Raw genomic sequence first — 25,531 nt, 5'->3', positions numbered from 1 at the left:
GAGGGACCGGGCCATGATAGCGCTTTTGTTTGCGTTACTTACAGCCGTTATGGGGCTGAACTACTTTGGAAGAACCGGGATAGCCAATACCATTTTCTTTATCACGCTGGCGTTGAGTGTGTACTGGCTGAAGTACCACGCCACCAGCCAACTAACCATTCAGTTGTGAGCGAGGGACAAGACCATGACACTTGAACTGTCCCGCACTCTGAATGCGCTTGGAACACTAGCCGTCAGCCTGGTCCTGGTGCTGGCGTACTTCTATCAGCTCAAGCTCTATGAACTGCCCTGCCCTTTGTGCTTGCTACAGCGGGTTGGTTTTGTTGCGGTGGGCGTCGGCCTCGGCCTCAATCTGCTTTATGGTGCCCGGGCACGGCACTATGCACTCATGCTGCTGGGTGCACTGTTCGGAGTGAGCGTTGCCGTTCGCCAAATCCTTTTGCACATCGTCCCGGGAACCGGTCACTATGGATCTCCCGTTTTGGGGCTGCACTATTACACTTGGGCTGCAATCTGCTTTTTTCTGATCCTGCTCGGCACCTCGATCATGCTGATGTTCGAGAAGCAATATGAAAACGGATCAACAGAACAGCGCTTTGGCGGTAGCACACTGGCAAAAGTCGCATTCTTTATCATGCTAGGTTTAGCTGCTTTGAATGCGGTCTCCACACTGATCGAATGTGGCCCAACGGTTTGCGCTGACCCGCCAACCAGCTACAAACTCATTGACGAACTGGGCAACAACAATTGAGGATGGTTTCAACCTTCCCACAAGGAGGCATGTAGATGGGACTATTGGGGCAGCCGCTGGGCTACTATGACTACCTGACTTTCGTGGCGTTGATCCTGCTTCTGGCAGCCGTCATGGCGCTGTTTCTATTCCTCATGGGATTGCCGGGACGGATCGCCATCAAACGCAATCATCCTCATGCTGAGGCCGTCAAGATCATGGGATGGATGGGCTTTCTGGCCGTTGTTCCGTGGGTGCACGCCTTTATGTGGGCGTTCCATGACGGCGTCACCGTCGATCTGCGGCGTATGCCGGATGATGAACGCGACGCAATTCGGGATGAAATCAAACGCTTAGGCGGCAAAGTAAAGCCTGAGTACCGGGATCGTCTCGACACCGACGACACAGAGCAGAGCTAAGGCCAGAGGAAGCAAAACAACATGTTCATGGCCCTCGGCATCACGCTGTTCTACATAATTTTTGTCTGGTTCATTTTCTTCAAGGCACAATGGCTGAAATTCAACATCACCTGGGGTGTTGTTTCATTCTGGGTGGGCGCGCATCTGCTGCTGATCTTTCTGGTCGCACTGCGCTTCTTTCAGCCCTTCTCTGCCGACAGCCACGTAGTTCGCTCGACCATCCAGATCGTCCCGAGACTGACGCAGCCAACCCTTTTGACCGAAGTTCTGGTGGAGCCAAACACATGGGTCACCAAGGGAGAACCGCTGTATCGCTTTGACGATACCGTGTTCTCTTTGGCGGTAGACAATGCCAAAGCCCAGTTGGTAGCCGCCGAACAGAACGCCAAAATTCTGGAACAAGATGTGATTGCGGCGACTGAGTCTATCGAACGTGCCAATGCGCAGCTCGCCTATGCCCTGACTCAAAAGGCACGATATGAAAATTTGGTCCCCGCTGGTGGTGCGCGACAGGATGAACTCGATCGTTGGAATGAGCAGGTCGCCGAGGATCAAGCACAGGTAAAAGAGGCCGAGGCCAATCTGGAAAAAGCGAACCTCGCTCTGGCTTCACAGATCGATGGTGTAAACACCGGGATCATTCAGGCACAGACTCAGTTGGAAGAAGCTGAGTATTTCCTAGAAAATACAACGATATACGCACCTGAAAACGGGATGATCGTATCGCAACAGGCCCGACCCGGTCTCGTTGTAGGCGAAATTCGCTTGGGTGCTATCGCCAGTTTCGTGACAGAAGACGAGCCCTATATTCTTGCCACCTTCCGTCAGCAAAACCTGAAGTTCGTGGAACCCGGCCAACCGGTTGAAGTCGCACTGGACCTTTATCCCGGTGAGATTCTGAACGGCAAGGTCGAGGCGATCTGGTGGGCCACCAGACAGGGTCAATATCTGCCATCTGGCCGCCTGCCCGGCTTTGAACTTCCCAAGCTACCCGGACGCATAGCGGTACAGATTACGGTCGACGTACCCGAGGGCCACACTTTCCCTGCAGGCGGTCACGCGGCGGTCGCAATCTACACCGGTCGCGGTCAAAGCTTTGAGTTTCTGCGCCGTATCAACATGCGGCTTTACTCATTCGCCAACTTCATCCGACCACTGGATATCTGAGGATGCGCATTATGAAATGGCCCAATTCCAAGAAGCATCTGTTAAGAAGGCTTATGGGAACGGCCCTATGTGCGTCGATCTTTGTTGGTTGTGCCCCTGTTGGCCCGAATTTTGTCCGCCCCAACTCACCTGTGGTAAAGCAGTGGATCGAAGTTAACAGCCCAAGTGCCAGCCAGAGCAGCGGCCTGACATCTCGCAGCGCGCCCGTTGTGAAGTGGTGGGAGACATTCAACGATCCAACGCTAAACAAGCTGATTGCCGAGGCCTACGCCCAGAACCTGACACTGCAAGTGGCAGGCGCTCGCGTCCTTCAGGCTCGTGCTCAATTGGGCATCGCGTTTGGAGAGCTATACCCTCAATCCCAAGCGATCGGCGGATCACTGCAACGCCGCCAAATCAGTGACAACCTTGGACCGGTTTCGGATATCAGGCAAATCATCCCGCTGGACACTGAGTTCTCGACCTCACAAGTCGGCTTTGACGCACAGTGGGAACTTGATGTTTGGGGCGCACAGCGACGTGGCGTTCAGGCGGCCCGGTCCAATCTGGCCTTGCAGGTTGCCAACTATGACGATGCGCTCGTTACCCTTACCGGGGACGTCGCTGCGCTGTACATCAATATCCGCGCTTTGCAGGAGTCACTCGCGATCGCGCGCGAGAACATAAAGTTGCAGCAGGAATCCGCAGATCTCACACAGCTCCGGTTCAACAACGGTGTCACGACCGAGCTGGACGTGCAGGAATCAACCGCCCTTCTGAACAACACCAAAGCCTTGGTGCCGACGATTGAAAGCGACCTGCAACAAGCCAAGAACGCGCTTGCGGTGCTACTTGGCGCAACTCCGTCGCGCATGACGAACCTGCTGGGTAACTACGGCCGCATTCCAACCGCACGATCTAACGTCGCTGTGGGCGTTCCGGCTGAACTGCTGCGCAGGAGACCGGACGTCAGAGCGGCTGAGTTGGCCGCAGCGACCCAATCCGCACAGGTTGGTATCGCGATGGCAGATCTCTATCCGCAATTCATATTGTCTGGCTCTGTTGGGCTTCAGGCTTCGGGTGGTCGCGACCTGTTCAGCTCGAACAGCAACACGGGTCTGGCAAGCGCCGGGGTGGTCTGGAACGTGCTGAACTACGGGCGCATACAGAACAACGTGCGAGCACAGGACGCCGCCTATCAGGCTTTGATCGCAAACTACCAGAACACGGTTCTAACCGCCTACTCCGAAGTGGAAAGCGCGATGGTCGCCTATGCTGAGGCGCGTAAGCAGGTAACGTTCTATCAACGCAGTGTCGATGCATCCCGCAAGGCGGCCGCCATCGCAGTCGACCAGTATCGTGACGGCATCGCCAGCTATTCCAGAATTCTGAATACGCAAACCGCCCTGCTGCGTTCTCAGGCCAATCTGATTGAGGCAAGGCAACAGGTTTCTGCCAACCTGGTTGCCGTTTACAAGGGACTGGGTGGCGGCTGGCAAATCCGGCAAAATCAGGAGTTTCTGCCTGAAACCGTGCTTGCCGAAATGGCTTACCGTACGGATTGGGGCGACCTGCTAGAGGAAACGCCAACACGTGCCAGCCTGAACTGAAGGCTTACTTCGTCAGCCCCCGCAGACCACCCGAGATCAGAATGTTCACCTCGTAAAGGATACGCGGTGCAGCCAGCCCCCCAGGGCTGGCTAGATAGTTCGGGCTCCACTCCGGTTCGAATTTCTGTTTGAATGAGCGCAATCCTTCAAAGTGATAGAATTGCTCGCCATGCTCATAGACGAACCCGCCAATCCGGTTCCAAAGTGACGCCAACTGCCGATTTTCAATGCCCGAAAAAGGTGCCGCGCCAAGCGAGAACCAGTGGAAGCCCTGCTCGGCCCCCCACACCATCATTTCCGCAAACAGAGCATCCATAACAAAGCTGGGGCTGTCAGGCTCATACCGCATCAGATCCAGCGACAATTCGGACTTGTTTCCACCCTGAAACAGATTGGCAAATGCAACGATCTTTCCCGTTTCGCCATTTTTCAAAATCGCATGATCAAAGTAAGACAGGTATTCCTCGTCAAAACCGCCAAGAGCAAAGCCTTTTTCCTCACCAGATTTACCGGCAAGCCAGTCATCGGAAATCTGACGCAGCTCTGGAAGTAACGGGGCCAATTTCTCTTTCGGAACGATCTCGAATACATATCCCTCACGCTCAGCACGGTTTTTGGCCTGCCGAAAACGCTTGCGCGGCTTCCCGTCCAGAGAGAAATCCTCAAGAGGAACGCGGGCAACTTCTCCGATCTTCAGGATCGAAAGTCCCAAATCCAGAAACGTGGGCAGATACTTGGTCGACACACTATAAAATGCGCAGAGCTTTCCTTCGCGATCCGCCATCTCGCGCAACTGCCAGATCAGTTGTTGACCAGCATGTTCTTCACCAACTGGTTCACCTTTACTGATCAGGGCGTTGCCCGTATCGGCGTAAGCGATGAATGCAGTTTCATCGGGGGAGATCAGGAATTGCTTGTCACCGGTCAGGGAAATCTGCGCCTCAGTGTCTTCGCTTTCCATCACAAGGCGTTCAACAACCTCGGGAATTTCAGTGCGCTTTACCTGAGGGATTTCGCGCCCGAATAACGAGTTCACGGCAACGATACCCAATATCACCGCAACAACGAAACTGGATCGCAGGAACCGTGACGCATCACCATTCCAGGCAAATTCCCACCACAAAGCGTTCTGGTACTCGACGTGTTTATAGGCAAACAAGCCGACCCAAAAGATCACAGCCAGCAATGCGATGACACTGACAAGCCAGGGTATGTTCAGACGAAAGATTGATGCTCCGCTAACCCTGTAGAACGCCCCCTTGAACAACGCGAGCAGCGCGATTGTACCCAACATGCTGAGCGCTTCATGTGTGTCCAGTCCCTTTGCAAGCGAAGCAAAGAAACCGGCCAGCATCAGGATCATGGCAACGATCCAAGCCCGGTACAGCTTGCGGAACAATCCACGGGACACAAGGATCAACAGCACGCCGACCGCACTGCCCACCAAATGCGAGGCTTCGACAAAGGACAGAGGCAGAAACTCTCGCAACGCACCCAGACTCTGCGAACTGGCTGGCAAGGCGCCGGATACAAGCAGGATCACACCAGCAACTGCAGCAATACCTGCTGCTACCATCGGTACAATTGGCCGGATCACCCGGTAGACCCATGTTGCAGCCCCACCGATCCTATGGCGTTGGGTCAATGCTGATGCGACTGCGATGGATACGCTTGCGATACCAAATGGCAGAAACGTGTAAACCACCCGATAGAGCAGCAACGCAGCAATCACATCCGACCGCCCTGATGCGCCCAATCCGGCAATCAACGTCGCCTCGAACACCCCCAGACCACCCGGTGCGTGGCTTAATATGCCGACCGCGATAGCCGCGATATAAATTGTAAAAAAGTACGGGTAGCCGACACCAAGATCATCGGGCATCAGCACATAAAGTGACATGGATGCTCCGAACAGGTCACCAACGGCGGCGACAGTCAGCAAACCAGCCAGACGCCCTCCGGGAAGATTGAAACCAACCCCAGCGAAAGCAAGCCGGCGACCGCCGCTTGAAAGCCAGATAAAGAGCGAAATCAGACCGATAAGCATGGCGACACCGATCGAGGTTTCGGTGATCTCACTTATCGGCATCACTTTCGAGATACCGTCTGGATGGGTAGTCAACAGAATACCCAGTATCAAAACCAATCCCATCCAGAATGCGACCCATGAAGTGGCGATCACTCCGGCTACGCGACCCAGATCCAGCCCCAGAGATGCGTATATGCGATACCGAATGGCGGTTCCTGTTATGTATGAAAAGCCGAGGCAGTTCGAAACCGCATAGCCGCTAGCCCCCGCCATTCCGGCGACCGGCAGCGGCACCTTTCCTTCAGCGACGCTCTGAACCGCGAAAACATCGTAAAATGAAAGTGAGAGAAAACTGAAAGCTGTCCAGCAAACGGCAAAGAACAACAGACGCCATGATGTGCCTGCAATGTCAGCTTTGACATCCGCCCACTTCACATGCGCAGACAGATCATGCAGCACCGTCAGTGCAATCAGCGTGATCAACAGTGGAATTGCCAGTCTGACCCAAGGTTTCTCCAGCAACTCGGTAATGCGTTCTACCCAACGCACCGCTCGCGATTCTTCGCCTGTCTCTTGTATGGACATATTGAGCTTCCCTGCCCTGCTGCCGCATTTGGACCAATGGATCTCGCAGCAGAAAATATGCCCTGAAATCAAATCGGCCTGTTACCGAACTTTGGCACAATTTCGTTGATCTTCAAAGCACTGCACGCCAGGAAGGACAGGAACTGAGAAGCAGAGGTCAATAACGTCCCTTGCGGGTCGACAGCAGCAGATTGGTTTCTGAACGCGTAATCCCTTCCATCCGGCGTATCTGGAACAGGACCTCATCAAGCTCAGCCAACGTATCTGCCCAGATTTCCGCAATCAGGTCCCAGCTGCCATTGGTCGTGTGTACTGCCCGCACCTGCCGCATGGCTGCTATTCTGGCCATAATTCTCTCGGTTCCGCGCCCTTCGATCTCAAGCATCATGAGACCGCGCACCGGGCTTTCCGCAACATCGCGGCGGGTCAGCACTGTAAAGCCAACGATCTCGCCCGATTGCTTCAATCGTTGAAGCCTGCTGCGCACCGTGGTCCGCGTCACACCCAGCAGTTCGGCCAGTTCAGATAACGAGGCACGGGCATCCCGATGCAGAGCGCTGAGCAATCGACTATCCAAATCGTCCATATGTGCTTTCCAATTTGCATGAGAGGGTTTCATTTTGAACATTTTGCTATCTTCCTGCAACCCATGCTGAGCCGGTAAATGAACGTATGGATAAAAAGAACGTCATTCTGATCGGCGCTCCGATGGACGCCGGCAAACAGCGTCAGGGCTGCCGGATGGGTCCCGACGCTTATCGCGTCGCAGGTATCGAAGCAGCGTTAGCAACTTTGGGCCACACCGTCACAGATCTAGGCGATACACGACCTGATGTCGTCGATATGCCCGAGCATTCACATCTGTTTGCTCTGCCTGAGTGTGTGGGTTGGACGCAGGCCCTGAGTCGCGCCGCTGAGGAAGCCGCAACGCAAGGCCTCCCAATCTTCATGGGCGGGGATCATGCGCTGTCGATGGGCACCGTTACTGGTATCGCGGCTCATGCCCAGAAGATTGATCGCCCCCTGTTCGTACTGTGGCTGGATGCCCATAGTGACTTTCACACGCCCAATAGCACCGGCAGCGGAAACCTGCACGGAACGCCCGTCGCCTATTTCACGGGACAACCCGGCTTTGATGCGTTTCCCAAAGTAGCCGCGCCGGTCCCCACGGACCGCGTCGGCATGATTGGCCTGCGTTCAGTGGACCCGGAAGAGCGCGCAGCACTGGAAAAAGACAGTGCAATGCTCGCTGACATGCGCACCATCGACGAACACGGGATCAAGGCTCCGCTACTGGCTTTCCTCGACAAGGTTCGTGCTGCCAATGGCATTCTGCATGTTTCGCTGGACGTGGACTTTCTGGATCCTGCCATCGCACCTGCAGTTGGAACAACGGTACCAGGCGGCGCAACCGAGCGCGAAGCACATCTGGTCATGGAATTGCTGCACGAAAGCGGGCTGGTCTGTTCGCTGGATCTGGTCGAGTTGAACCCATTTCTGGATGAACGCGGCCGTACCGCCAAGCTGATGGTCGATTTGGCTGCATCGTTGCTTGGCCGTCGTATCTTTGACCGCCCGACGCGGAGTTTCTGATGCTGTCACTTCAGGCCCCCCCCGCTGTTGTGATGATCCGTCCACATGCGTTTACCTCGAATCCCGAAACGCATGGCGACAATGCCTTTCAAACACTGTCCAATCGCTCAATCGAAGCGACCTCAATGGCTGCACGGGATGAACATGATCGCGCTGTTGAGCAATTGCGTTCAGCAGGCGTCACAGTTCATGTCTTTGATGACGAAGGTCAGGACAATACGCCGGACAGCGTGTTTCCGAATAACTGGTTTTCGACCCATCATGGCGGGCATGTAGCAATCTATCCGATGTTCGTCCCTTCACGCAGGCGCGAACGGCGAATGGATGTGATCGAGCTGCTCAAACAGGAGTACCGCGTTCAGGACGTGATCGACTATTCGGGTTTGGAACAAGATGACCTTGCACTGGAAGGCACTGGTGCGATGGTGCTCGACCATGTGGGGCGTATCGCTTACACGGTCAAATCCAATCGCGCAGACCCGGTCCTGCTTGAACGCTTTTGCACGCATTTTAACTATGAACCGATCGCATTCGAAGCACGTGACGTTGATGGTCGTGACGTTTATCACACCAATGTTCTCATGGGCATTGGAACGCATTATGCCCTGATTTGTCTGGATATGATTGCAGACACCGAACGCCGCCAGACTGTTCGCAACCGGCTGGAGGAATCCGGGCGAACAGTGATCGATCTCAGCCACGAACAGATTGCGGAATTCGCAGGAAACGCAATCGAGCTCTCGGGACGCGATGGATTGGTCCTTGCGCTTTCCAGCCGCGCGCTTGCAGCGCTCAGACCCGAACAGACTCAAACAATCGAAGCGAGCGCGACGCCGCTGCCGCTCTCGGTTCCCACAATTGAAACAGCAGGTGGATCGGTGCGGTGTATGATCGCCGGCATCCACCTTTCGCGCCGATAGGAGTGCATGATGCAACCATCAGACAAGGCCCTTGTGCCCTTCGTTTCCGTCGACAACATGATGCAACTTGTGCACCACATCGGTGTCGAGCGGGTGATCACCGAAATTGCGGCTCAGATCGAATCCGATTTCAAACGTTGGGAGAGCTTTGACAAAACGCCCCGCATCCCGGCGCATTCACCCCATGGCGTGATCGAGCTGATGCCCACCTCGGATGGCGAGGCCTACGGGTTCAAATACGTCAACGGCCACCCCAAGAACACCTCGGAAGGGCTGCAAACCGTCACAGCGTTTGGACTTCTGGCGGATGTCTACACCGGCTACCCCACGCTGCTGACCGAAATGACCATCCTGACTGCTTTGCGGACGGCGGCGACATCGGCACTTGTGGGCAGCTATCTCGCGCCGAAGGGTGCGACCACGATGGCGATGATCGGCAATGGGGCTCAGTCAGAGTTCCAGTGCCTCGCATTCAAGGCGATGTGCGGAATCGATACGGTTCGACTGTATGACATCGACGCCAACGCCACGGCCAAATGCGCGGCCAACTTGCAAGGCAAAGGGCTCACGGTTGTCCCGTGTAAAACGGCTGAAGAGGCAATCGAAGGCGCCCAGATCATCACCACCTGCACCGCTGACAAGAAATATGCCACGATCCTCACGGACAACATGGTCGGACCCGGCGTCCACATCAATGCCATTGGTGGCGACTGCCCGGGCAAGACCGAGCTGCACAGCGACATTCTGCTGCGATCCGAAATTTTTGTGGAATATCCTGAACAAACACGGATTGAGGGTGAAATTCAGGCACTTGATGACGATCACCCGGTGACTGAAATGTGGCAAGTGATGACGGGTCAAGCCAAAGGGCGAACCGATGATCGGCAGATCACATTGTTCGACAGTGTAGGCTTCGCGATCGAAGATTTTTCGGCTCTGCGCTATATCAAAACTGCCATTGAAGGCACTGAATTCTTTGAGCCTTTGGATATGCTCGCAGACCCCGACGATCCGCGTGATCTGTATGGAATGTTGATGCGGGCAAAATAAGAACCTGCACATTCAGGCAACTCGCCCCGGCCATTGGCCGGGGCTTTTTTTTACCCTGCAAGGGATGGCAAGTACAAAACGATACCCGGGAATGCGACCAGCAGCGCAATGGTAACTGCGTCAGCCACAAAGAACGGTGTGACACCCTTGAAGACATCCTGAACACTCAGATCCGGACGTACACCTGCAACCACAAAACAGTTCAGGCCAATGGGCGGCGTGATCAGACAGAACTCTGCCATTTTGACCACCAAAATGCCGAACCAGATCGCACACATGGGGCCAGACATACCAAAGGTACTTTCTGCAGCACTCACAGCTTCACCACCGTTCAGAGCCATCACAGCCGGATACACCACAGGCAGCGTCAGCAGCAGCATACCGATGGCATCCATGAACATACCCAGCACCGCATAAGCCAGCAGGATGCAGATCAGGATCAGCATCGGTGACATTTCGAGCGAGGTTATCCAATCCGAGAATGCCCCCGGCAGGTCCGCAAACCCCAGAAACCGAACATAGATCAGAACGCCCCAGATGATGGCAAAGATCATCGCCGTCAGCTTTGCGGTCTCTAGCAGCGCTGATTTGAACTCGGCCCAACGCATGCCGTGAAACAGCGCGAAACAGAATACGATAAAGGCTCCGATGGCTCCACCTTCCGTTGGTGTACCCCATGCGTCTTCACCGAACGGGTTATAGACAAAGCAGATGATGATCAGAACCACGGCAACGATCGGCAACGCACCTGGTAATGACGAGAAACGCTGTTTCCAAGTGAACCCTCTGACTGGCGGACCCACGGATTTAAAGACCACTGCGATGCCAACGATCAGCAACCCATAGATCAGCGCCGAGAATGCGCCGGGAATAAACCCTGCAAGCAACAGCATACCTACGTTCTGTTCAACAATGATCGCATAGATCACAAGGATTGCCGACGGCGGTATGAGCGACGCCAACGTACCCCCGGCAGCCACCACGCCAGCCGCAAAGCGTTTGTTGTAACCGACATCCAGCATTTCAGGGATTGCGATACGGGCGAACACCGCCGACGTAGCAACAGATGCGCCAGACACGGCTGCAAAACCTGCCGTCGCAAATACTGTCGAAACCGCAAGCCCCCCCGGGACCCAGGCAATCCAGCGCTTGGCCGCCTCGAACAAAGCCCGGGTCAGCCCTGCGTAATAAGCGAGGTATCCGATCAGGATGAATGTCGGGATCAGGCTGAGCGTATGTGATGCCACCTTGGAATGCGGCACCTGCCCCGCTGTCTTTACGGCAACGGTAAGCGCCTTTCCGAAACGGTCCGGATCATAACCAAACTTGGCCCAGAAAATCCAGACAAGCCCGACGAGCCCAGCCAGCCCAGCAGCAAAGGCAACGCGCATTCCGGTGACGACAAGAACCAACAAGCCGCCTGTAACCCACAGGCCAATTTCGATCGTGTCCATGTGTTAGTCCTGCCCTTCAAACTGCTCGGCTTCGGCAGCTGCCTGCGCCGCCGCGTCTTGTATCAACGGCACCGCAACCGGAGTTTCCAACCCCAGCAGGAAAGCACGCCCATATCCCCACACTTGCAAAACCAAGCGAACACACAGCACCGAAAATGCTACGGGTGCCAATAGTTTGGCAGGCCAGATCGGGATGCCGATATCGATCGAGCTGTCGCGGCTCCACATTGGGGCACCAAAGTCAAAAGACCGGTCAAAATGCGCCCAACTGCCCCAGACCAGCGCCAGCATGAGAACAAGGATCAGCACAACTGACAACAGTTCGAACAACCACAGCGCACGGCCATGCAGCCGAGAGATTACGATATCCATGCGAATATGCCCGCCGTCTCGTTGAACATAAGATATGCCGAGAAATGCAATCAGCGGCATCATCTGCTCGATCCAGTCCACGTAACCCGGCAAGGGCACATTGACTGCGTTGCGCCCGCTGACGGAAATCACGGCCAGCAGCATCAATCCAAACACCGCCAGGCCGCTGATAAGGGCAAGAAACTTCTCAATCCCAAGCAAACGACGATCAAGACGGCTGAGCAGACTGCCGTCTTCCAATACCGTGGCCTGTCCTGCCATCCGGTAATCCCCTGTTTCTGAAAGTGACCGGGCGCCTTCTGGCGCCCGGGTTTTGTCGATCAGTTACCGCTGCGTTGCTGCTGCAACGTCGTCTGTACCAGATCATAGAGATCCTGCGCAGGCAGGCCCTGAGCGGACATGTCGGCAATCCATTGTTCGCGGATCGGGTCTGCTGCCTTGGCGCGGAAATCGGCAATTACAGCGTCGTCGATCATGACTTTCTGAACGCCTTTTTCATCAAGCACACCGTCCCATTTCTCGAGCAACGAGCCATAGTTTGCCAGATAATGGTCGATGGCTTCGTCAATCGAGCTGTCCAGCGCTTCACGATGTTCCGGCGACAGCGCTTCGTATGCTTCGATATTCACAACCACCGGGCAGTTCACCGTTCCGGGGTTCAGGTTGGCGGTCCACCAATCTGCTTCGTTGATGGTTCCGAACGACAAATGTGCGTGCTGTGCAAACGCCACGGTGTCAACAACACCGGATTCCATTGCGTTGTAGGCTTCGGTTGCAGGTACGGATGTCGGCACACCCCCTACTGCTTCGAACGCCTGACCCAGTCCACCGGTTGCGCGGACACGCATACCATCGAACTCTGCCAGTTCATCCCTTGGATCACCGGTTCCGACCAGATTGTACTGCGGCATCGGCGAGGTCATGATGATGCGCGCGTTCCACTGCGCCATCTCATCCTTTACAGCCGGATGATCATATACTGCGTGGCTGACAGCCACTTCTTCGTCCAGCGTGTTTACACCCAGGAACGGAAGCTCAAGCACAGTAATGGCACGGTTCTTGTCGCGGTGATATCCAGCACAGAACTGAGCCATCTCAAACGCACCGATTTCAATGCCGTCCAGATTCTCTTTCGGCTTTGAGAGGCCGCCATAGCTGACGTTGATCGTGAAATCGCCGCCGGTCTTTTCACTCACCAGTTCTGCAAGCTTTTCAACATGTTCGGTGAATGCGCGGCGCTTACCCCAGACTGAGGCGTTCCATTCTGTTGCGACGGCTTCTGACGCGAACGCAACACCCAAAGCGGCAACAGCAGCGCCGCTCAACATCTTTTTCATAGTGATTTCTCCCATTGCTGCACCCCCTTGCCGGGGCGCTTAGGCCCAAAGCTAGCGCCAACATCGGTATGTGCCAACCCCCGGGTGACATTCCTGATCAAGGGTGAACGGAACCGTCATACGCTAACAACCAAAAGATGAGTCCAGAATGACTTTTACTGAATATCGAGAGGCCGATTGCAACCTTAGAAATCCGTTACAGCCAAGTCATTATTTTCATTGTATTTCCACAAATCATACGAAATTATATTTACAGATTTTCAAGGTTTGATGAAACTAATTTACAAACTAATCCTGAGATATCTGTAATTTATTTCATTGTTTTCAGCTCTCCGTATTATTGCCACCAGGGAGGATATGGGTCGACATTGCCGGTTCAGCAGGCAAAATCGGCCCAGTTCAATATAGTCCAGAGGGAGGAGCCTCAGAATGACAACCGCTGCCCAGGCAGATGCCACGACCTTTCCGCCGTCCGCCGACACTGTAGCCCGCGCGCATGTCAACGCTGAAAAATACAACGAGATGTATGCGGCCTCCATCAACGACCCTGTGGCGTTCTGGGATGAGCAGGGCAAGCGGGTGGACTGGATCAAGCCCTACACGCAGGTCAAGGATGTCAGCTATGACTTCGGCTCTGTTGGAATCAACTGGTATGCGGACGGGACGCTGAACGTTTCCGCCAACTGCCTGGATCGACATCTGAAAACCCGCGGTGATCAGACAGCAATCATCTGGGAGCCGGATGATCCAAATGACGAAGCGCAGCACATCACATATGCCGAGCTGCACCGTCGCACCTGCCGGATGGCCAACATTCTGGAATCGATGGGTGTACGCAAAGGCGACCGGGTCGTTATCTATCTGCCGATGATCCCCGAGGCGGCCTATGCCATGCTGGCATGCGCCCGGATCGGCGCAATCCATTCGATTGTTTTTGCTGGATTTTCCCCCGACGCTCTGGCTGCCCGGATCAATGGCTGTGACGCCAAGGTTGTCATCACCGCAGACGAAGCCCCTCGTGGTGGTCGTAAAACCCCGCTGAAATCCAATGCAGATGCAGCGCTGCTGCACTGCAAGGACACCGTCAAATGTCTGGTTGTAAAACGCACCGGTGGCCAGACCACCTGGATCGACGGTCGCGATTATGACTACAACGAAATGGCGCTTGAGGCGGATGACTATTGCGCGCCGGCCGAGATGAGCGCCGAAGACCCGCTGTTCATCCTTTACACCTCAGGCTCGACCGGTCAGCCCAAAGGTGTCGTCCACACGACCGGCGGATATCTGGTCTATGCGGCGATGACGCATGAGATCACGTTCGATTACCATGAAGGTGACATCTATTGGTGTACCGCGGATGTTGGCTGGGTCACGGGCCACAGCTATATCGTCTATGGCCCGCTGGCCAACGGTGCGACCACACTGATGTTCGAAGGTGTACCCACCTATCCGGACGCCTCGCGCTTCTGGCAAGTTTGCGAAAAGCACAAGGTGAACCAGTTCTATACCGCTCCAACTGCGTTGCGCGCTCTTATGGGACAAGGCAACGAGTGGGTCGAGAAGTGCGACCTGAGCGACCTGCGCACGTTGGGCACAGTCGGCGAGCCGATCAATCCAGAGGCGTGGAACTGGTATAACGAAGTGGTTGGCGGTGGACGTTGCCCGATCGTTGACACATGGTGGCAAACGGAAACTGGCGGTCACCTGATGACCCCCCTGCCCGGTGCCCACGCGATGAAGCCCGGCTCGGCAATGAAACCTTTCTTTGGCATTGTCCCGGTAGTTCTGGACCCTCAGTCCGGCGTCGAGATCAACGGCAATGGCGTCGAAGGTGTTTTGTGTATCAAAGACAGCTGGCCCGGCCAGATGCGCACCGTCTGGGGAGATCACGAGCGGTTCGAGAAGACATATTTCTCAGACTACAAAGGCTACTATTTCACCGGTGACGGCTGCCGCCGTGACGAGGATGGTGATTACTGGATCACCGGCCGTGTTGACGACGTGATCAACGTCTCAGGTCACCGTATGGGCACTGCCGAGGTCGAAAGCGCTCTGGTCGCACATGCCGCTGTGGCCGAGGCCGCTGTGGTTGGTTACCCACATGAAATCAAGGGACAAGGTATCTACTGCTACGTCACTTTGATGAACGACCGTGAACCTTCGGATGAGCTGTTGAAAGAACTGCGCACCTGGGTCCGGACCGAGATCGGCCCGATTGCCTCGCCTGACGTGATCCAGTGGGCCCCTGGCTTGCCCAAGACCCGCTCGGGCAAGATCATGCGCCGCATCCTGCGCAAGATCGCCGAGAACGACTTTGGCTCGTTGGGTGACACCTCGACCTTGGCCGATCCCTCGGTAGTCGAAGATCTGATTGAAAACCGTGCGAACAAGTGAGGATGTGATGGACGCTGCCACGATCACCACACCCGCTGTTCTGATCCTTCTCGGCCCTCCGGGCGCCGGGAAGGGTACACAGGCGCGGATGCTTGAAGACAAGTTCGGTCTGGTGCAACTCAGCACCGGGGACCTGCTGCGCGCCGCTGTTGCGGCCGGGACAGAGGCTGGCAAAGCCGCGAAGGCGGTAATGGAGGCCGGTGATCTGGTCAGTGACGAGATCGTCATCGCTATTCTGCGGGATCGACTGGCTGAACCGGACTGTGCCAAGGGCGTCATTCTGGACGGTTTCCCGCGCACCACGGTTCAGGCCGAGGCACTGGATGGGCTGCTGGCGGAAACAGGCCAGAAGATCAACGCAGCTATCAGCCTTGAAGTTGAAGACGCTGAAATGGTGGTCCGTATCTCGGGCCGTTACACCTGCGCCGGATGCGGTGAAGGCTATCACGACACGTTCAAAGTCCCGACTGTCGAAGGTGAATGTGACAAGTGCGGCAGCACCGAGTTCAAGCGCCGAGCCGATGACAACGCTGAGACAGTTGCATCGCGTCTGGCGGCCTATCACGCGCAGACCGCGCCGCTGATTACTTACTACCAAGATCATGGGGTTCTGAAAGGCCTGAACGCCATGGGCAATATCAACGACATCGCAGGCAATCTGGAAAGGATCGTCAACGACGCGATGAACTAAGGGAAGTCGGCCCGCCCTGAATAAGGGCCGAATTCCTAAAGGAAAACTTCAAAGGAACCGCCTTGGCGGACCAGAGAAGTCTTGCCTGATGCCACCCGGGCATTCGGCATATCGAAAAGCGGCCCTGCGCGCTGGAGGAAATGGACAAAGGGTCGCCCAAGGAGGAAGCAAGGAGGAACCCGCAATGGCGGATCAATCAACAAACTCCGCGCAGACTGCCGAGTCCGATAAGGGCTATTGGCAGGCCAACCTGCGCCTTATCGTCATCAGCCTGATCATCTGGGCGCTGGTGTCATTTGGATTCGGCATCCTGCTGCGTCCGCTGCTGTCAGGTATCCCCGTAGGCGGCACCGATCTGGGCTTTTGGTTCGCCCAGCAGGGATCGATTTTGGTCTTCCTAGTGCTGATCTTCAACTACGCCTGGCGCATGAACAAGCTGGACGCAGAATACGGCGTGGACGAGGAGTAAGCGGAATGGACCAGTTTACAATCAACCTGCTGTTTGTGGGCGCGTCCTTTGCGCTATACATCGGCATCGCGATCTGGGCCCGCGCGGGTTCCACATCGGAATTCTACGCCGCCGGGCGCGGCGTTCATCCGGTCACCAACGGTATGGCGACAGCGGCGGACTGGATGTCTGCGGCTTCGTTCATCTCGATGGCTGGCCTCATCGCCTTTACCGGTTATGACAACAGCTCGTTCCTGATGGGCTGGACCGGTGGCTACGTTCTGCTGGCACTGCTACTTGCTCCTTACCTGCGTAAGTTTGGCAAATTCACGGTATCAGAGTTCATTGGCGACCGTTTTTACAGTCAGACCGCGCGCATCGTTGCGGTAATCTGCCTGATCGTAGCTTCCGTGACCTACGTGATCGGCCAGATGACCGGCGTTGGCGTGGCCTTTGGCCGCTTCCTCGAAGTGTCAAACACCACAGGGTTGTTGATTGGTGCAGGCGTTGTGTTTGCCTACGCGGTGTTTGGCGGGATGAAGGGCGTGACCTATACTCAGGTCGCTCAGTACTGCGTACTGATCACCGCCTATACTATCCCGGCCATTTTCATCTCGTTGCAGCTGACAGGTAATCCGATCCCCGCTCTGGGGCTGTTTGGTGATACTGCCGGCGGTGAGCCACTGCTGACCAAACTGGACGCCATTGTGACCGAGCTGGGCTTCAACGACTATACTGCCCACCACTCGAATACGCTGAACATGGTGCTGTTTACGCTGTCGCTGATGATCGGTACCGCCGGTCTGCCGCACGTAATCATGCGCTTCTTCACCGTACCGAAAGTATCTGACGCACGTTGGTCCGCTGGCTGGGCGCTGGTCTTCATCGCGCTGCTGTACCTGACCGCACCTGCGGTTGGCGCAATGGCTCGTCTGAACATCACCGACATGATGTGGCCCAATGGTGGCATTGATGGCGGTGCTGTGAAGGTCGAACAGATCGACAATGACGCGCGTTATGACTGGATGGCCACGTGGAAGAAAACCGGTCTGCTGGACTGGGAAGACAAGAACGGCGACGGCAAGATCCAGTACTACAACGACAAAAATGCCGACATGCAGGCGCTTGCCGAAGAAAAAGGCTGGGTCGGGAACGAGCTGACCAAGTTCAACCGCGACATCCTGGTTCTGGCCAACCCCGAAATTGCCAACCTGCCGGGTTGGGTGATCGGTCTGGTCGCTGCCGGTGGTCTTGCGGCTGCTCTGTCGACCGCTGCGGGTCTGTTGCTGGCGATCTCGTCGGCTGTGTCCCACGACCTGATCAAGGGCGCGATCAATCCGCAAATCTCGGAAAAAAGCGAGCTTTTGTCGGCGCGGATCGCAATGGCCGTGGCAATCGTTGTCGCAACCTACCTGGGTCTGAACCCACCGGGCTTTGCGGCGCAGACGGTTGCACTTGCCTTCGGTCTGGCGGCGGCCTCGATCTTCCCGGCGCTGATGATGGGGATCTTCTCGACCCGCATCAACAACACCGGCGCGGTTGCGGGTATGCTGGCCGGTCTGACCGTCACACTGGTCTATATCTTCCTGCACAAGGGCTGGCTGTTCATTCCGGGCACCAACTCGTTCACCGATGCTGACCCGCTGCTGGGTCCGATCAAATCGACCTCGTTCGGCGCGATCGGTGCAATGGTCAACTTCGGCGTCGCCTATGTAGTTTCCGGCATGACCAAGGAGACCCCACAGGAGATCAAAGATATGGTCGAAAGCATCCGCATTCCCCGTGGCGCGGGCGCAGCTCAGGACCATTGAGCATGATGCGGCCTCTGGCTACTTTCCAAGGGCCGCGTCTTTCGACTGACTATTCCCGCCCGGCATTCCACCGGGCGGGATTTTTCCAGAATACCGGAGAAATCTGATGCCCCTGTCCCATGACCAGATCACCCGGTTCCTGAAATCCGTTCATCCCTATGACGCCCTGCCCGCCCCTGTACTCGAGCAGGTAGCAAAACAGATCGAGGTCTGGGAGGTTGATGAGGATTCAGAAGTTTACGATCTGGGCCATACATTGCCCGGCGTATTCGTCATCTATGAAGGTCAGGTTGAAATCACGGATGAGAATGGTGCCATCGTGTCCCATCTCGGTCTTCGTAATTCTTTCGGTGAGCGGGGCCTGCTCAAAAACGGTAAGGCCGCCACCAAGGCGCGGGCGCATGCCCCTTCCATTCTGATTGTCCTGCCCCCGGCTTTGGTGCGCGAGTTGATTGACGGGCATGACGTCGTTTCCAAATTCTTCAACCGCAGCCGGGGTGAGCGGGCTGGTCCGCAAAGTCTGGCCACCAGTTCGGTCGACATTCTGATGGCTTCGGATCCGACGACCTGCCCCCCTTCCACCCCAGTTCAGCACGCTGCACGGACGATGCGGGACAAGGGGATATCTTCACTTTGCGTGACCGACGACGACAACCTGCTGGGCATCGCAACCCTGCGCGATATTTCGGGAAAGTACGTCGCAGATGCGATGGCGCCAGATACGCCAATCTCGGCGATCATGACGCGCAATCCGATCACGCTGTCCCCCACAGATATCGGCTCTGACGTGCTTCATGTCATGATGGAACGCGGCATCGGCCATATTCCCATCACCGACCATGGCCGGCTTGTGGGCATAGTGACTCAGACAGATCTTACACATTATCAGGCTGTAAGCTCGGCCGAATTGGTACGTAGGATAGCGCAGGCAAATTCAGCTGAGGAAATGGCATCGGTCACAGCCGAAATACCCCAGCTGCTGGTGCAATTGGTGGCTGGTGGAAACCGGCATGAGACTGTGACCCGTCTCATCACCGATATTGCAGACACGGTGACGCGCCGACTACTCGCCTTGGCGGAACAGAAGATGGGCCCACCGCCGGTGCCGTATCTATGGCTGGCCTGCGGCTCTCAGGGTCGGCAGGAACAGACGGGCGTATCGGACCAGGACAACTGCATGATACTGGACGACAGCGTGTCCGATACCGACATGGTCTACTTCCACGCTCTGGCAAAGTTTGTTTCTGATGGATTGGACGCGTGTGGGTATTTCTATTGCCCGGGGGACATGATGGCGACAAACCCACGCTGGTGTCAGCCTGCCCGTGTCTGGCGCGATTATTTTGGTGGTTGGATCAACAAGCCAAACCCCGAGGCGCAGATGCTGGCGTCCGTTATGTTCGACCTGCGCCCCATCGGAGGTGCGTTCGAGCTGTTCTCGGACCTGCAAGCAGATACGCTTGCCAAAGCCAACACCAATTCGATCTTTGTGGCCCATATGATCTCCAACTCACTAAAGCACACCCCACCGCTGAGCTTGTTGCGCGGATTTGCGACAATACGTTCGGGCGAGCATCGCAATACTCTGGATCTGAAACACAACGGCGTTGTGCCGGTGGTCGATCTCGCCCGCATCTACAGCTTGCAAGGGCAACTGACCCCAGCGAACACACGTGCCCGCCTGAAAGCAGCCGAAAGCGCGGGTGTGCTCAGCGCATCGGGGGCTCGGGATTTGCTGGATGCGTATGATCTGATTGCTGAAACGCGGCTTGAACATCAGGTAAGGCTGGTCAAATCCGGTGAAAAGCCAGACAACTACATGCCGCCTTCAGCCTTGTCCGACTTTGAGCGAAGTCATCTACGAGATGCATTTGTCGTGGTAAAAACGATGCAATCAGCGGTTGGGCATGGCAAGGGTATGTTGGGCTGACCTGCGGGCGGCCAAGTCGGGAAACTGAAGGCGCAGATAGCCGGAAATACGGAGAAGCAGAATGTTTCTGGAATTGGTAGGCACAATCTTCGCAGGGCTCGCCTTTGCAGGTATCATCATGGTGCTGAACAAGATGACGGGTGGCCGCCTGCCCCGTTGGGCCGCGCCGGTTGCCGCCGGCGTGGGTATGATCAGCATGACGGTCGCCAGCGAATACTCCTGGTACAAGCGCACAAAGGACACCCTGCCCGAAGGTTTGGCAGTAATCCAGGAGGTTGAAAGCCGCGCTTTCTATCGCCCCTGGACTTACGCTATCCCCTTCATTGATCGCTTTGCGGCCATCGACACGGTATCGGTTCGCACCCATGAGCAGGTGCCTGACGAGCGGTTGGTTGACCTGTACCTCTTCGGTCGCTGGTCCCCCGTATCCAAAGTGCCTGTAGCTGTAGACTGCGCAGAAAACCGTCGGGCCAATCTGGCAGACGGGGCCGATTTCGCCGATGATGGACGCCTTCTGAATGCCGACTGGATCAAAGTGCCATCCGATGATCCAATCATTGAGGCCACCTGCGGGGTTTGATCATGTTGACCCGTTTGAGCCTACGTCTGAGGATATTTCTGTTCTTTTGCCTGCTGGCTTTTGGCGGTCTTGTCATAAGTTCCGTTGCTTTGTGGATCAGCTATGCACGTGCTGGTGACCCTGATCTTGCCAACGCTTATATATTTGCGGAGATCCTGATCGCCTTCGGCCTGCTAGCGCTGATTGCAGGTGTCTGGCTGCTGTTTGATGACAATGTTGCCAAACCAATTGAGCGGTTATCGGCTGAGCTTCGCGCACGTGCCCATGCCGGAGTCAGCAGCGATCTGGATCTTCGGGCCGCTCGCTATCTGGGGGATCTGGCCCCTGCCGCTGCTGGGCTTGCCGAGCAATTGGCAGAAAACGCGATGCAAACGGCCGAAGCTGTCGCCGCCGAAACCGCGCATCTGGCCTTTGAAAAAAAGCGGCTGACAGACCTGTTGTCTGAAATCCCCGTTGCCATGCTGCTGGCCAGTCCGAAACATCAGATCGTGCTATATGATGCACAGGCCGCCGGTGTACTGGCACAGATTGCGCACCCCCGCCTGAACGCATCTCTCTTTGACTACCTTGAACGAAAACCGCTTACGGATGCGTATGCCAAGCTCATCAAAACCGGGTTGGATGTTTACTGCACCCTGACCAGTGCGGATGGAATGCAGACCTATACCGTGCGCATGAAGCCCTTGGGTGATGCACCAGGATACATGCTGATTTTCGAAGACAGCGTCGCGCGTATACCACCCGAAGCTGCGCGCCCACTGGTCTATGACTTTGATCTGCTCGAGACGCCCAGTGATGAGGCGTTTGAAAACCGCGCCTTGTCAGATTTGTGCTTTGTGGTATTCGACACTGAAACCACCGGATTGTTGCCCCATAAGGACGAAATTGTTCAGATCGGCGCAGTTCGTGTGGTCAAAGGAAAGATCGTCGAGGGTGAGCAATTGAATACTCTGGTTGACCCGGGAATTCCGATCCCGGCTGCCTCGACCAAAGTCCACAAAGTCAGTGACCAAATGGTTCAGGGTGCCCCCGATATCGCACAGGCTGGTCGCATGTTTCACCACTTTGCACGCGATGCCGTTATCGTTGCTCACAACGCACCCTTTGACATGGCGTTTCTACACCGCCATTCGAAGAGGATGGATGTCGAGTGGTCTCATCCAATCCTGGATACTGTGTTGCTGTCGGCAGTGGTGTTCGGGGCGAGCGAAACGCATACACTTGATGCGGTTTGTGAGCGGCTGGGTATCACGATTCCAGAGACCCTTCGGCATACGGCTTTGGGAGATGCGGTCGCCACCGCTGAAGCCTTGGTAAAGATGCTACCCATCCTGAATGCACGCGGAATGACCACGTTTGGCGATGTCATCAAGGAAACCCGCAAACATGGGCGATTGCTGGAAGATCTGAACTGATTGGAATTCCTTCAATCCGGATACAGCTTTTCATGGACAATCCCTGCGCAGCGTGGCACCTGAGGCGCGGCTACTGAATGAGCGCGCGATGACCGAGAAAACCTTTACCCCCGGCCCGGATGAAAGCCTTGCGTTTCGTGAGGCCCTGGGGTGTTTTGGCACCGGTGTGACGGTGGTCACAACCAATGCCGCCAACGGCCCTATCGCGATCACCGTGAACTCATTCGCTTCGGTGTCGCTTGATCCACCATTGGTGCTTTGGTGTTTGGCCAAAGATTCCAACCGGTTCGATGCGTTCAGTACGTGCCAGCATTATTCCATTCACGTCATGGCGCAAGAACAACAGGATCAGGCATTGAAATTCGCCCGCAACGGACTGGATTTCTCACACGCTGATTGGGAAAGCGATCATGCCGGACGACCCAGGTTAGCTGATTGTCTCGCCCGTTTTGACTGTAGCCTGCACGATTGCCATGAAGCCGGCGATCATTTGATCCTTGTTGGCCGGGTCGAGACCGTAATGCATCGGTCGGGCAAAGGGCTGATCTTCAAACGCGGGCAATTTGGCGGGTTTGCCGATCTGATCTGATTACTCGTCCAGCGAACCGTGAACAGCCAGCGCTTCCAGCTGTGTTTCCTGCGGCGTGATCACACGGAATGCTTCGTGAACCCCTGCCCCGGTCAGCTCGCGTGCGACAGTCAGCAGCGTGTTGGGCGCATGATCTTCGCACATCTCAGACATATGGTCGATTTCGACCTGCGCCACTTCGATAGCCGCTTCAAGTGATGGAGCGCCGTAGAGACGAACAAAATGCTCAGCAAGGCTCTGTTTGAGCTGCTCTACTTCGGCAGGTTCTATCTGAGTGACCGCCACGAAAGTCACACGTCCAAACGTCTCAAGCCCCAGCCACCCATTGGCAAAAGCCTGTCGTGCCTTGCCCTCCAGATCGCCTTCGCCCCAGTTTGAAAACTCAAATCCCCCGGATATGCACCACTCACCGGTTCTTGCCGGAGAGTGAAAGACATTCATGTCGCTTTCATCGAAGTGAATTGCACGGGCCAGTTTCATTGGGTGGTCTCCAACAATTGCGTCAGCGGGCGCAGATGCGTTTCGGCACCATCACGGATCAGCATTCCAAACCGCTCATCCGTGCCGAGAAACACACCCTGATCTCCTAACGGCTCACCTACCCCGCGCAGCAAGCCCATCCATTCGCTGTGCAAGGGGGCATTCCCCTCGTCCTGCCAGCGATTGAGCCATGTCAGCATATGGCGTGACCAGCTTTCGACAAGCTGTGTCGGCGAAACATCTGCACAGCCTTCGTCATAGAGCGCGGTAACATCCGGATTAACACCAGGTGCATCGCCGGTTTGCAGCAAGGCAAGTTCCCATCCAACCACCAGCCAATCCGGTATGGCGCTTGTATCAGTAGTCGAGGCAGCGGTTTGAAACTGACCACATTTCGCACCGTTCACACAGATTAGTCCGTCCCACCCAAGATGCACCGCCACCTCAGGCGGGGCCAACGCGCCCAGCGCGTTCTGGAAACCAACCGCACATAGCGGAAGCATCGACATTGCGTCCTGCAGCGTTACCTCGGGCGCGAAAACGATCGCCACGCGCAAACGGTCTGCCTGAATGTTATAGACTACGCTGCCGGCATCGCAGCCCAGCGCCGCCATGGCCTGAGCACGTTCAAACGGGTCTTCCCCACCCTGCACAGGATGGCCCGTCAGCAAGGGGGGAAAGACCGGTTCGCTCATGCGTTGCCTTTGGCAATCAGGTCACGAGCGATAAGCCGGAACGCCTCTGCCTGAGGACTGTCAGGTTTGCTGACCACGATGGGCGCACCCCCATCAGCCGCCACCCGGATATCCAGATGCAACGGAATCTCACCAAGCAAAGGCACATCCAATGCTGCCGCTTCGTTAGCAACCCCACCATGACCAAACACATGTTCCTCGTGCCCGCAGTTCGAGCAAATGTGGGTGGACATGTTTTCGATCATTCCGACAATCGGCGTCTTGAGCTGCCGGAACATGTCGATCCCCTTACGCGCGTCAATCAGCGCAACGTCCTGAGGTGTCGACACGACGATGGCACCGTCCACCTTGAACTTCTGGCTCAGGGTCAGCTGCACATCACCTGTTCCGGGTGGAAGGTCGACGATCAGCACATCCAGCGCACCCCATTGCACTTGGCTCATCATCTGCTGCAAGGCCCCCATCAGCATCGGGCCACGCCAGACAACCGCCTGTCCTTCGTTGGTCATCAGCCCCATCGACATCATGGTGACGCCGTGATTACGCAGAGGTAGGATTGTCTTTCCGTCGGGGCTGGCAGGACGACCTGAAACACCCAGCATTCGAGGTTGTGACGGGCCGTAAACATCCGCGTCCAGCAATCCAACCCGACGGCCTTCGGCAGCCAGTGCACAGGCCAGGTTCGCCGACACGGTCGACTTACCCACGCCGCCTTTGCCCGAAGCGACAGCGATGATCCGGTCCACACCTGGCACGGCCTGAGGACCGGTCTGCGAGGGTTTCGGCTTGGGTTTCAGATCTGGTGGCGCCTTATCCGAATGCGCTGTCAGCATTGCAGACACTTTGGACACGCCTTCGACCATCTGCGCAGCTTTTTCTGCGGTGGCCCTTACCGGCTCCATCTTGTCTGCCTGCTTCGGATCAATCTCCAGCACGAAACGCACAGTGTCGTTTTCAACATTCAGCGCACGTACGATACCGGCGCTGACAATGTCCTGACCGGAAACCGGGTCTGTGATCTTTTTCAGGTTCGCGAGAACCGCGTCGCGAATGCTCATGCGTCGCCGTCCTTGATCTGACCTGTCACCACATGCTCGACCTCCAGCCCATCGATGGTCAGAACCATCTTGGCCTCAAAGCTTTTGCCCGCGGGGCTTCCTGCCTTACGCAAGCCTTCCTCGATCGCCTGCTGGCTGGTCACACCAACCTGCTTGAGGAATTTGCGCATCGACATATTGTAATCGCCGCTCATC

The 25,531-nt window shown here is 56.0% G+C and carries 25 protein-coding genes; 16 read left to right on the top strand and 9 right to left on the bottom strand.

The features are described from left to right. Window positions 1–13: 13 nt before the first annotated feature. From GOX61_RS22415 to GOX61_RS08745, 5 genes are read left to right on the top strand one after another with little or no spacing between them, the layout of a single operon-like run. Window positions 14–169 (top strand): DUF5993 family protein, encoded by a 156-nt coding sequence (locus GOX61_RS22415; RefSeq protein WP_302478280.1) that lies wholly within the window; start codon window positions 14–16, stop codon window positions 167–169. Window positions 170–184: 15 nt separating this feature from the next. Further along, window positions 185–751, top strand: a complete 567-nt coding sequence (locus GOX61_RS08760) for a disulfide bond formation protein B (protein ID WP_170332929.1) — start codon at window positions 185–187, stop codon at window positions 749–751. Window positions 752–786: 35 nt separating this feature from the next. Then, window positions 787–1,149, top strand: coding sequence for a DUF3302 domain-containing protein (locus tag GOX61_RS08755; protein WP_155138602.1), 363 nt, complete (start codon window positions 787–789; stop codon window positions 1,147–1,149). A gap of 21 nt (window positions 1,150–1,170) precedes the next feature. Further along, window positions 1,171–2,316: an HlyD family secretion protein gene (locus tag GOX61_RS08750; protein WP_170332928.1), complete on the top strand. Its 1,146-nt coding sequence runs from the start codon at window positions 1,171–1,173 to the stop codon at window positions 2,314–2,316. An 11-nt stretch (window positions 2,317–2,327) separates the two neighbouring features. Further along, the gene (locus GOX61_RS08745; protein WP_170332927.1) at window positions 2,328–3,905 is read left to right on the top strand and encodes an efflux transporter outer membrane subunit; all 1,578 of its coding nucleotides are present in this window, start codon (window positions 2,328–2,330) and stop codon (window positions 3,903–3,905) included. A 4-nt stretch (window positions 3,906–3,909) separates the two neighbouring features. Here the strand turns inward: GOX61_RS08745 and mprF are convergent, their stop codons facing one another. Together mprF and GOX61_RS08735 are read right to left on the bottom strand one after the other, a co-directional pair. Then, window positions 3,910–6,519 carry a bifunctional lysylphosphatidylglycerol flippase/synthetase MprF gene (gene mprF / locus GOX61_RS08740; protein ID WP_170332926.1) on the bottom strand — a complete coding sequence of 870 codons (2,610 nt, stop codon included), beginning with the start codon at window positions 6,517–6,519 and terminating at the stop codon, window positions 3,910–3,912. Between the two features lie 157 nt (window positions 6,520–6,676). Further along, window positions 6,677–7,105 (bottom strand): Lrp/AsnC family transcriptional regulator, encoded by a 429-nt coding sequence (locus GOX61_RS08735; RefSeq protein WP_155138610.1) that lies wholly within the window; start codon window positions 7,103–7,105, stop codon window positions 6,677–6,679. Between the two features lie 86 nt (window positions 7,106–7,191). Here GOX61_RS08735 and rocF point away from each other — a divergent pair, with 86 nt between their 5' ends. Genes rocF through GOX61_RS08720 form a run of 3 tightly spaced genes read left to right on the top strand, consistent with a single transcriptional unit; the run spans window position 7,192 to window position 10,082 of the window. Then, window positions 7,192–8,112, top strand: a complete 921-nt coding sequence (gene rocF / locus GOX61_RS08730; protein ID WP_170332925.1) for an arginase — start codon at window positions 7,192–7,194, stop codon at window positions 8,110–8,112. After that, entirely contained in the window at window positions 8,112–9,032 is a 921-nt protein-coding gene (ctlX, locus tag GOX61_RS08725; RefSeq protein ID WP_170332924.1) for a citrulline utilization hydrolase CtlX, read from the top strand. The genes rocF and ctlX overlap by 1 nt, the downstream gene beginning before the upstream one ends. 6 nt (window positions 9,033–9,038) lie before the next feature. After that, on the top strand, window positions 9,039–10,082 hold the full coding sequence (locus GOX61_RS08720; protein WP_170332922.1) for an ornithine cyclodeaminase: 1,044 nt from the start codon (window positions 9,039–9,041) through the stop codon (window positions 10,080–10,082). A 50-nt stretch (window positions 10,083–10,132) separates the two neighbouring features. On the opposite strand, the gene GOX61_RS08715 is transcribed toward GOX61_RS08720, so the two are convergent. The 3 genes from GOX61_RS08715 to dctP are packed head-to-tail and all read right to left on the bottom strand — an operon-like array spanning window position 10,133 to window position 13,245. Beyond that, the gene (locus GOX61_RS08715) at window positions 10,133–11,536 is read right to left on the bottom strand and encodes a TRAP transporter large permease (protein ID WP_155138618.1); all 1,404 of its coding nucleotides are present in this window, start codon (window positions 11,534–11,536) and stop codon (window positions 10,133–10,135) included. Window positions 11,537–11,539: 3 nt separating this feature from the next. Further along, entirely contained in the window at window positions 11,540–12,169 is a 630-nt protein-coding gene (locus GOX61_RS08710) for a TRAP transporter small permease (protein ID WP_155138620.1), read from the bottom strand. A 59-nt stretch (window positions 12,170–12,228) separates the two neighbouring features. Further along, a complete protein-coding gene (dctP, locus tag GOX61_RS08705; RefSeq protein ID WP_155138622.1) occupies window positions 12,229–13,245 on the bottom strand; it encodes a TRAP transporter substrate-binding protein DctP in 1,017 nt (338 codons plus the stop codon). Between the two features lie 429 nt (window positions 13,246–13,674). Between dctP and acs the strand changes: the two genes are divergently transcribed. From acs to GOX61_RS08665, 8 genes are all read left to right on the top strand, one after another. Beyond that, window positions 13,675–15,639 (top strand): acetate--CoA ligase, encoded by a 1,965-nt coding sequence (acs, locus tag GOX61_RS08700; protein ID WP_170332920.1) that lies wholly within the window; start codon window positions 13,675–13,677, stop codon window positions 15,637–15,639. 7 nt (window positions 15,640–15,646) lie between these two features. Further along, on the top strand, window positions 15,647–16,330 hold the full coding sequence (locus GOX61_RS08695) for an adenylate kinase (RefSeq protein ID WP_170332918.1): 684 nt from the start codon (window positions 15,647–15,649) through the stop codon (window positions 16,328–16,330). Window positions 16,331–16,514: 184 nt separating this feature from the next. Beyond that, window positions 16,515–16,799 (top strand): DUF4212 domain-containing protein, encoded by a 285-nt coding sequence (locus GOX61_RS08690; RefSeq protein WP_155138626.1) that lies wholly within the window; start codon window positions 16,515–16,517, stop codon window positions 16,797–16,799. A gap of 5 nt (window positions 16,800–16,804) precedes the next feature. Further along, window positions 16,805–18,589, top strand: coding sequence for a sodium:solute symporter family protein (locus GOX61_RS08685; protein ID WP_170332916.1), 1,785 nt, complete (start codon window positions 16,805–16,807; stop codon window positions 18,587–18,589). 106 nt (window positions 18,590–18,695) lie between these two features. Next, on the top strand, window positions 18,696–20,519 hold the full coding sequence (locus tag GOX61_RS08680) for a DUF294 nucleotidyltransferase-like domain-containing protein (RefSeq protein ID WP_170332914.1): 1,824 nt from the start codon (window positions 18,696–18,698) through the stop codon (window positions 20,517–20,519). Between the two features lie 61 nt (window positions 20,520–20,580). Continuing rightward, the gene (locus GOX61_RS08675; protein ID WP_170332912.1) at window positions 20,581–21,099 is read left to right on the top strand and encodes a hypothetical protein; all 519 of its coding nucleotides are present in this window, start codon (window positions 20,581–20,583) and stop codon (window positions 21,097–21,099) included. A gap of 2 nt (window positions 21,100–21,101) precedes the next feature. Continuing rightward, window positions 21,102–22,514, top strand: coding sequence for a 3'-5' exonuclease (locus GOX61_RS08670; RefSeq protein ID WP_170332910.1), 1,413 nt, complete (start codon window positions 21,102–21,104; stop codon window positions 22,512–22,514). A gap of 88 nt (window positions 22,515–22,602) precedes the next feature. Further along, entirely contained in the window at window positions 22,603–23,103 is a 501-nt protein-coding gene (locus GOX61_RS08665) for a flavin reductase family protein (protein WP_170332909.1), read from the top strand. Here the strand turns inward: GOX61_RS08665 and GOX61_RS08660 are convergent, their stop codons facing one another. From GOX61_RS08660 to GOX61_RS08645, 4 genes are read right to left on the bottom strand one after another with little or no spacing between them, the layout of a single operon-like run. After that, the gene (locus GOX61_RS08660; protein WP_170332907.1) at window positions 23,104–23,583 is read right to left on the bottom strand and encodes a DUF6505 family protein; all 480 of its coding nucleotides are present in this window, start codon (window positions 23,581–23,583) and stop codon (window positions 23,104–23,106) included. It abuts the gene before it with no gap. Then, window positions 23,580–24,278 carry a biotin/lipoate--protein ligase family protein gene (locus GOX61_RS08655; RefSeq protein WP_170332905.1) on the bottom strand — a complete coding sequence of 233 codons (699 nt, stop codon included), beginning with the start codon at window positions 24,276–24,278 and terminating at the stop codon, window positions 23,580–23,582. Before GOX61_RS08655 ends, GOX61_RS08660 begins: the two co-directional genes overlap by 4 nt. Beyond that, complete coding sequence (locus GOX61_RS08650; RefSeq protein WP_170332903.1) at window positions 24,275–25,336, bottom strand: Mrp/NBP35 family ATP-binding protein; 1,062 nt, start codon at window positions 25,334–25,336, stop codon at window positions 24,275–24,277. Before GOX61_RS08650 ends, GOX61_RS08655 begins: the two co-directional genes overlap by 4 nt. Further along, window positions 25,333–25,530: a DUF6494 family protein gene (locus GOX61_RS08645; protein ID WP_155143546.1), complete on the bottom strand. Its 198-nt coding sequence runs from the start codon at window positions 25,528–25,530 to the stop codon at window positions 25,333–25,335. The genes GOX61_RS08650 and GOX61_RS08645 overlap by 4 nt, the downstream gene beginning before the upstream one ends. Between the last annotated feature and the right edge of the window lies 1 nt (window position 25,531).

It is taken from the genome of Ruegeria arenilitoris (genome assembly GCF_013030265.1).
Classification (GTDB): Bacteria; Pseudomonadota; Alphaproteobacteria; order Rhodobacterales; family Rhodobacteraceae; genus Ruegeria; species Ruegeria arenilitoris_E.
Note: the sequence above shows the minus strand (reverse complement) of the source record. Positions and strands in the feature narration are given on the sequence as shown.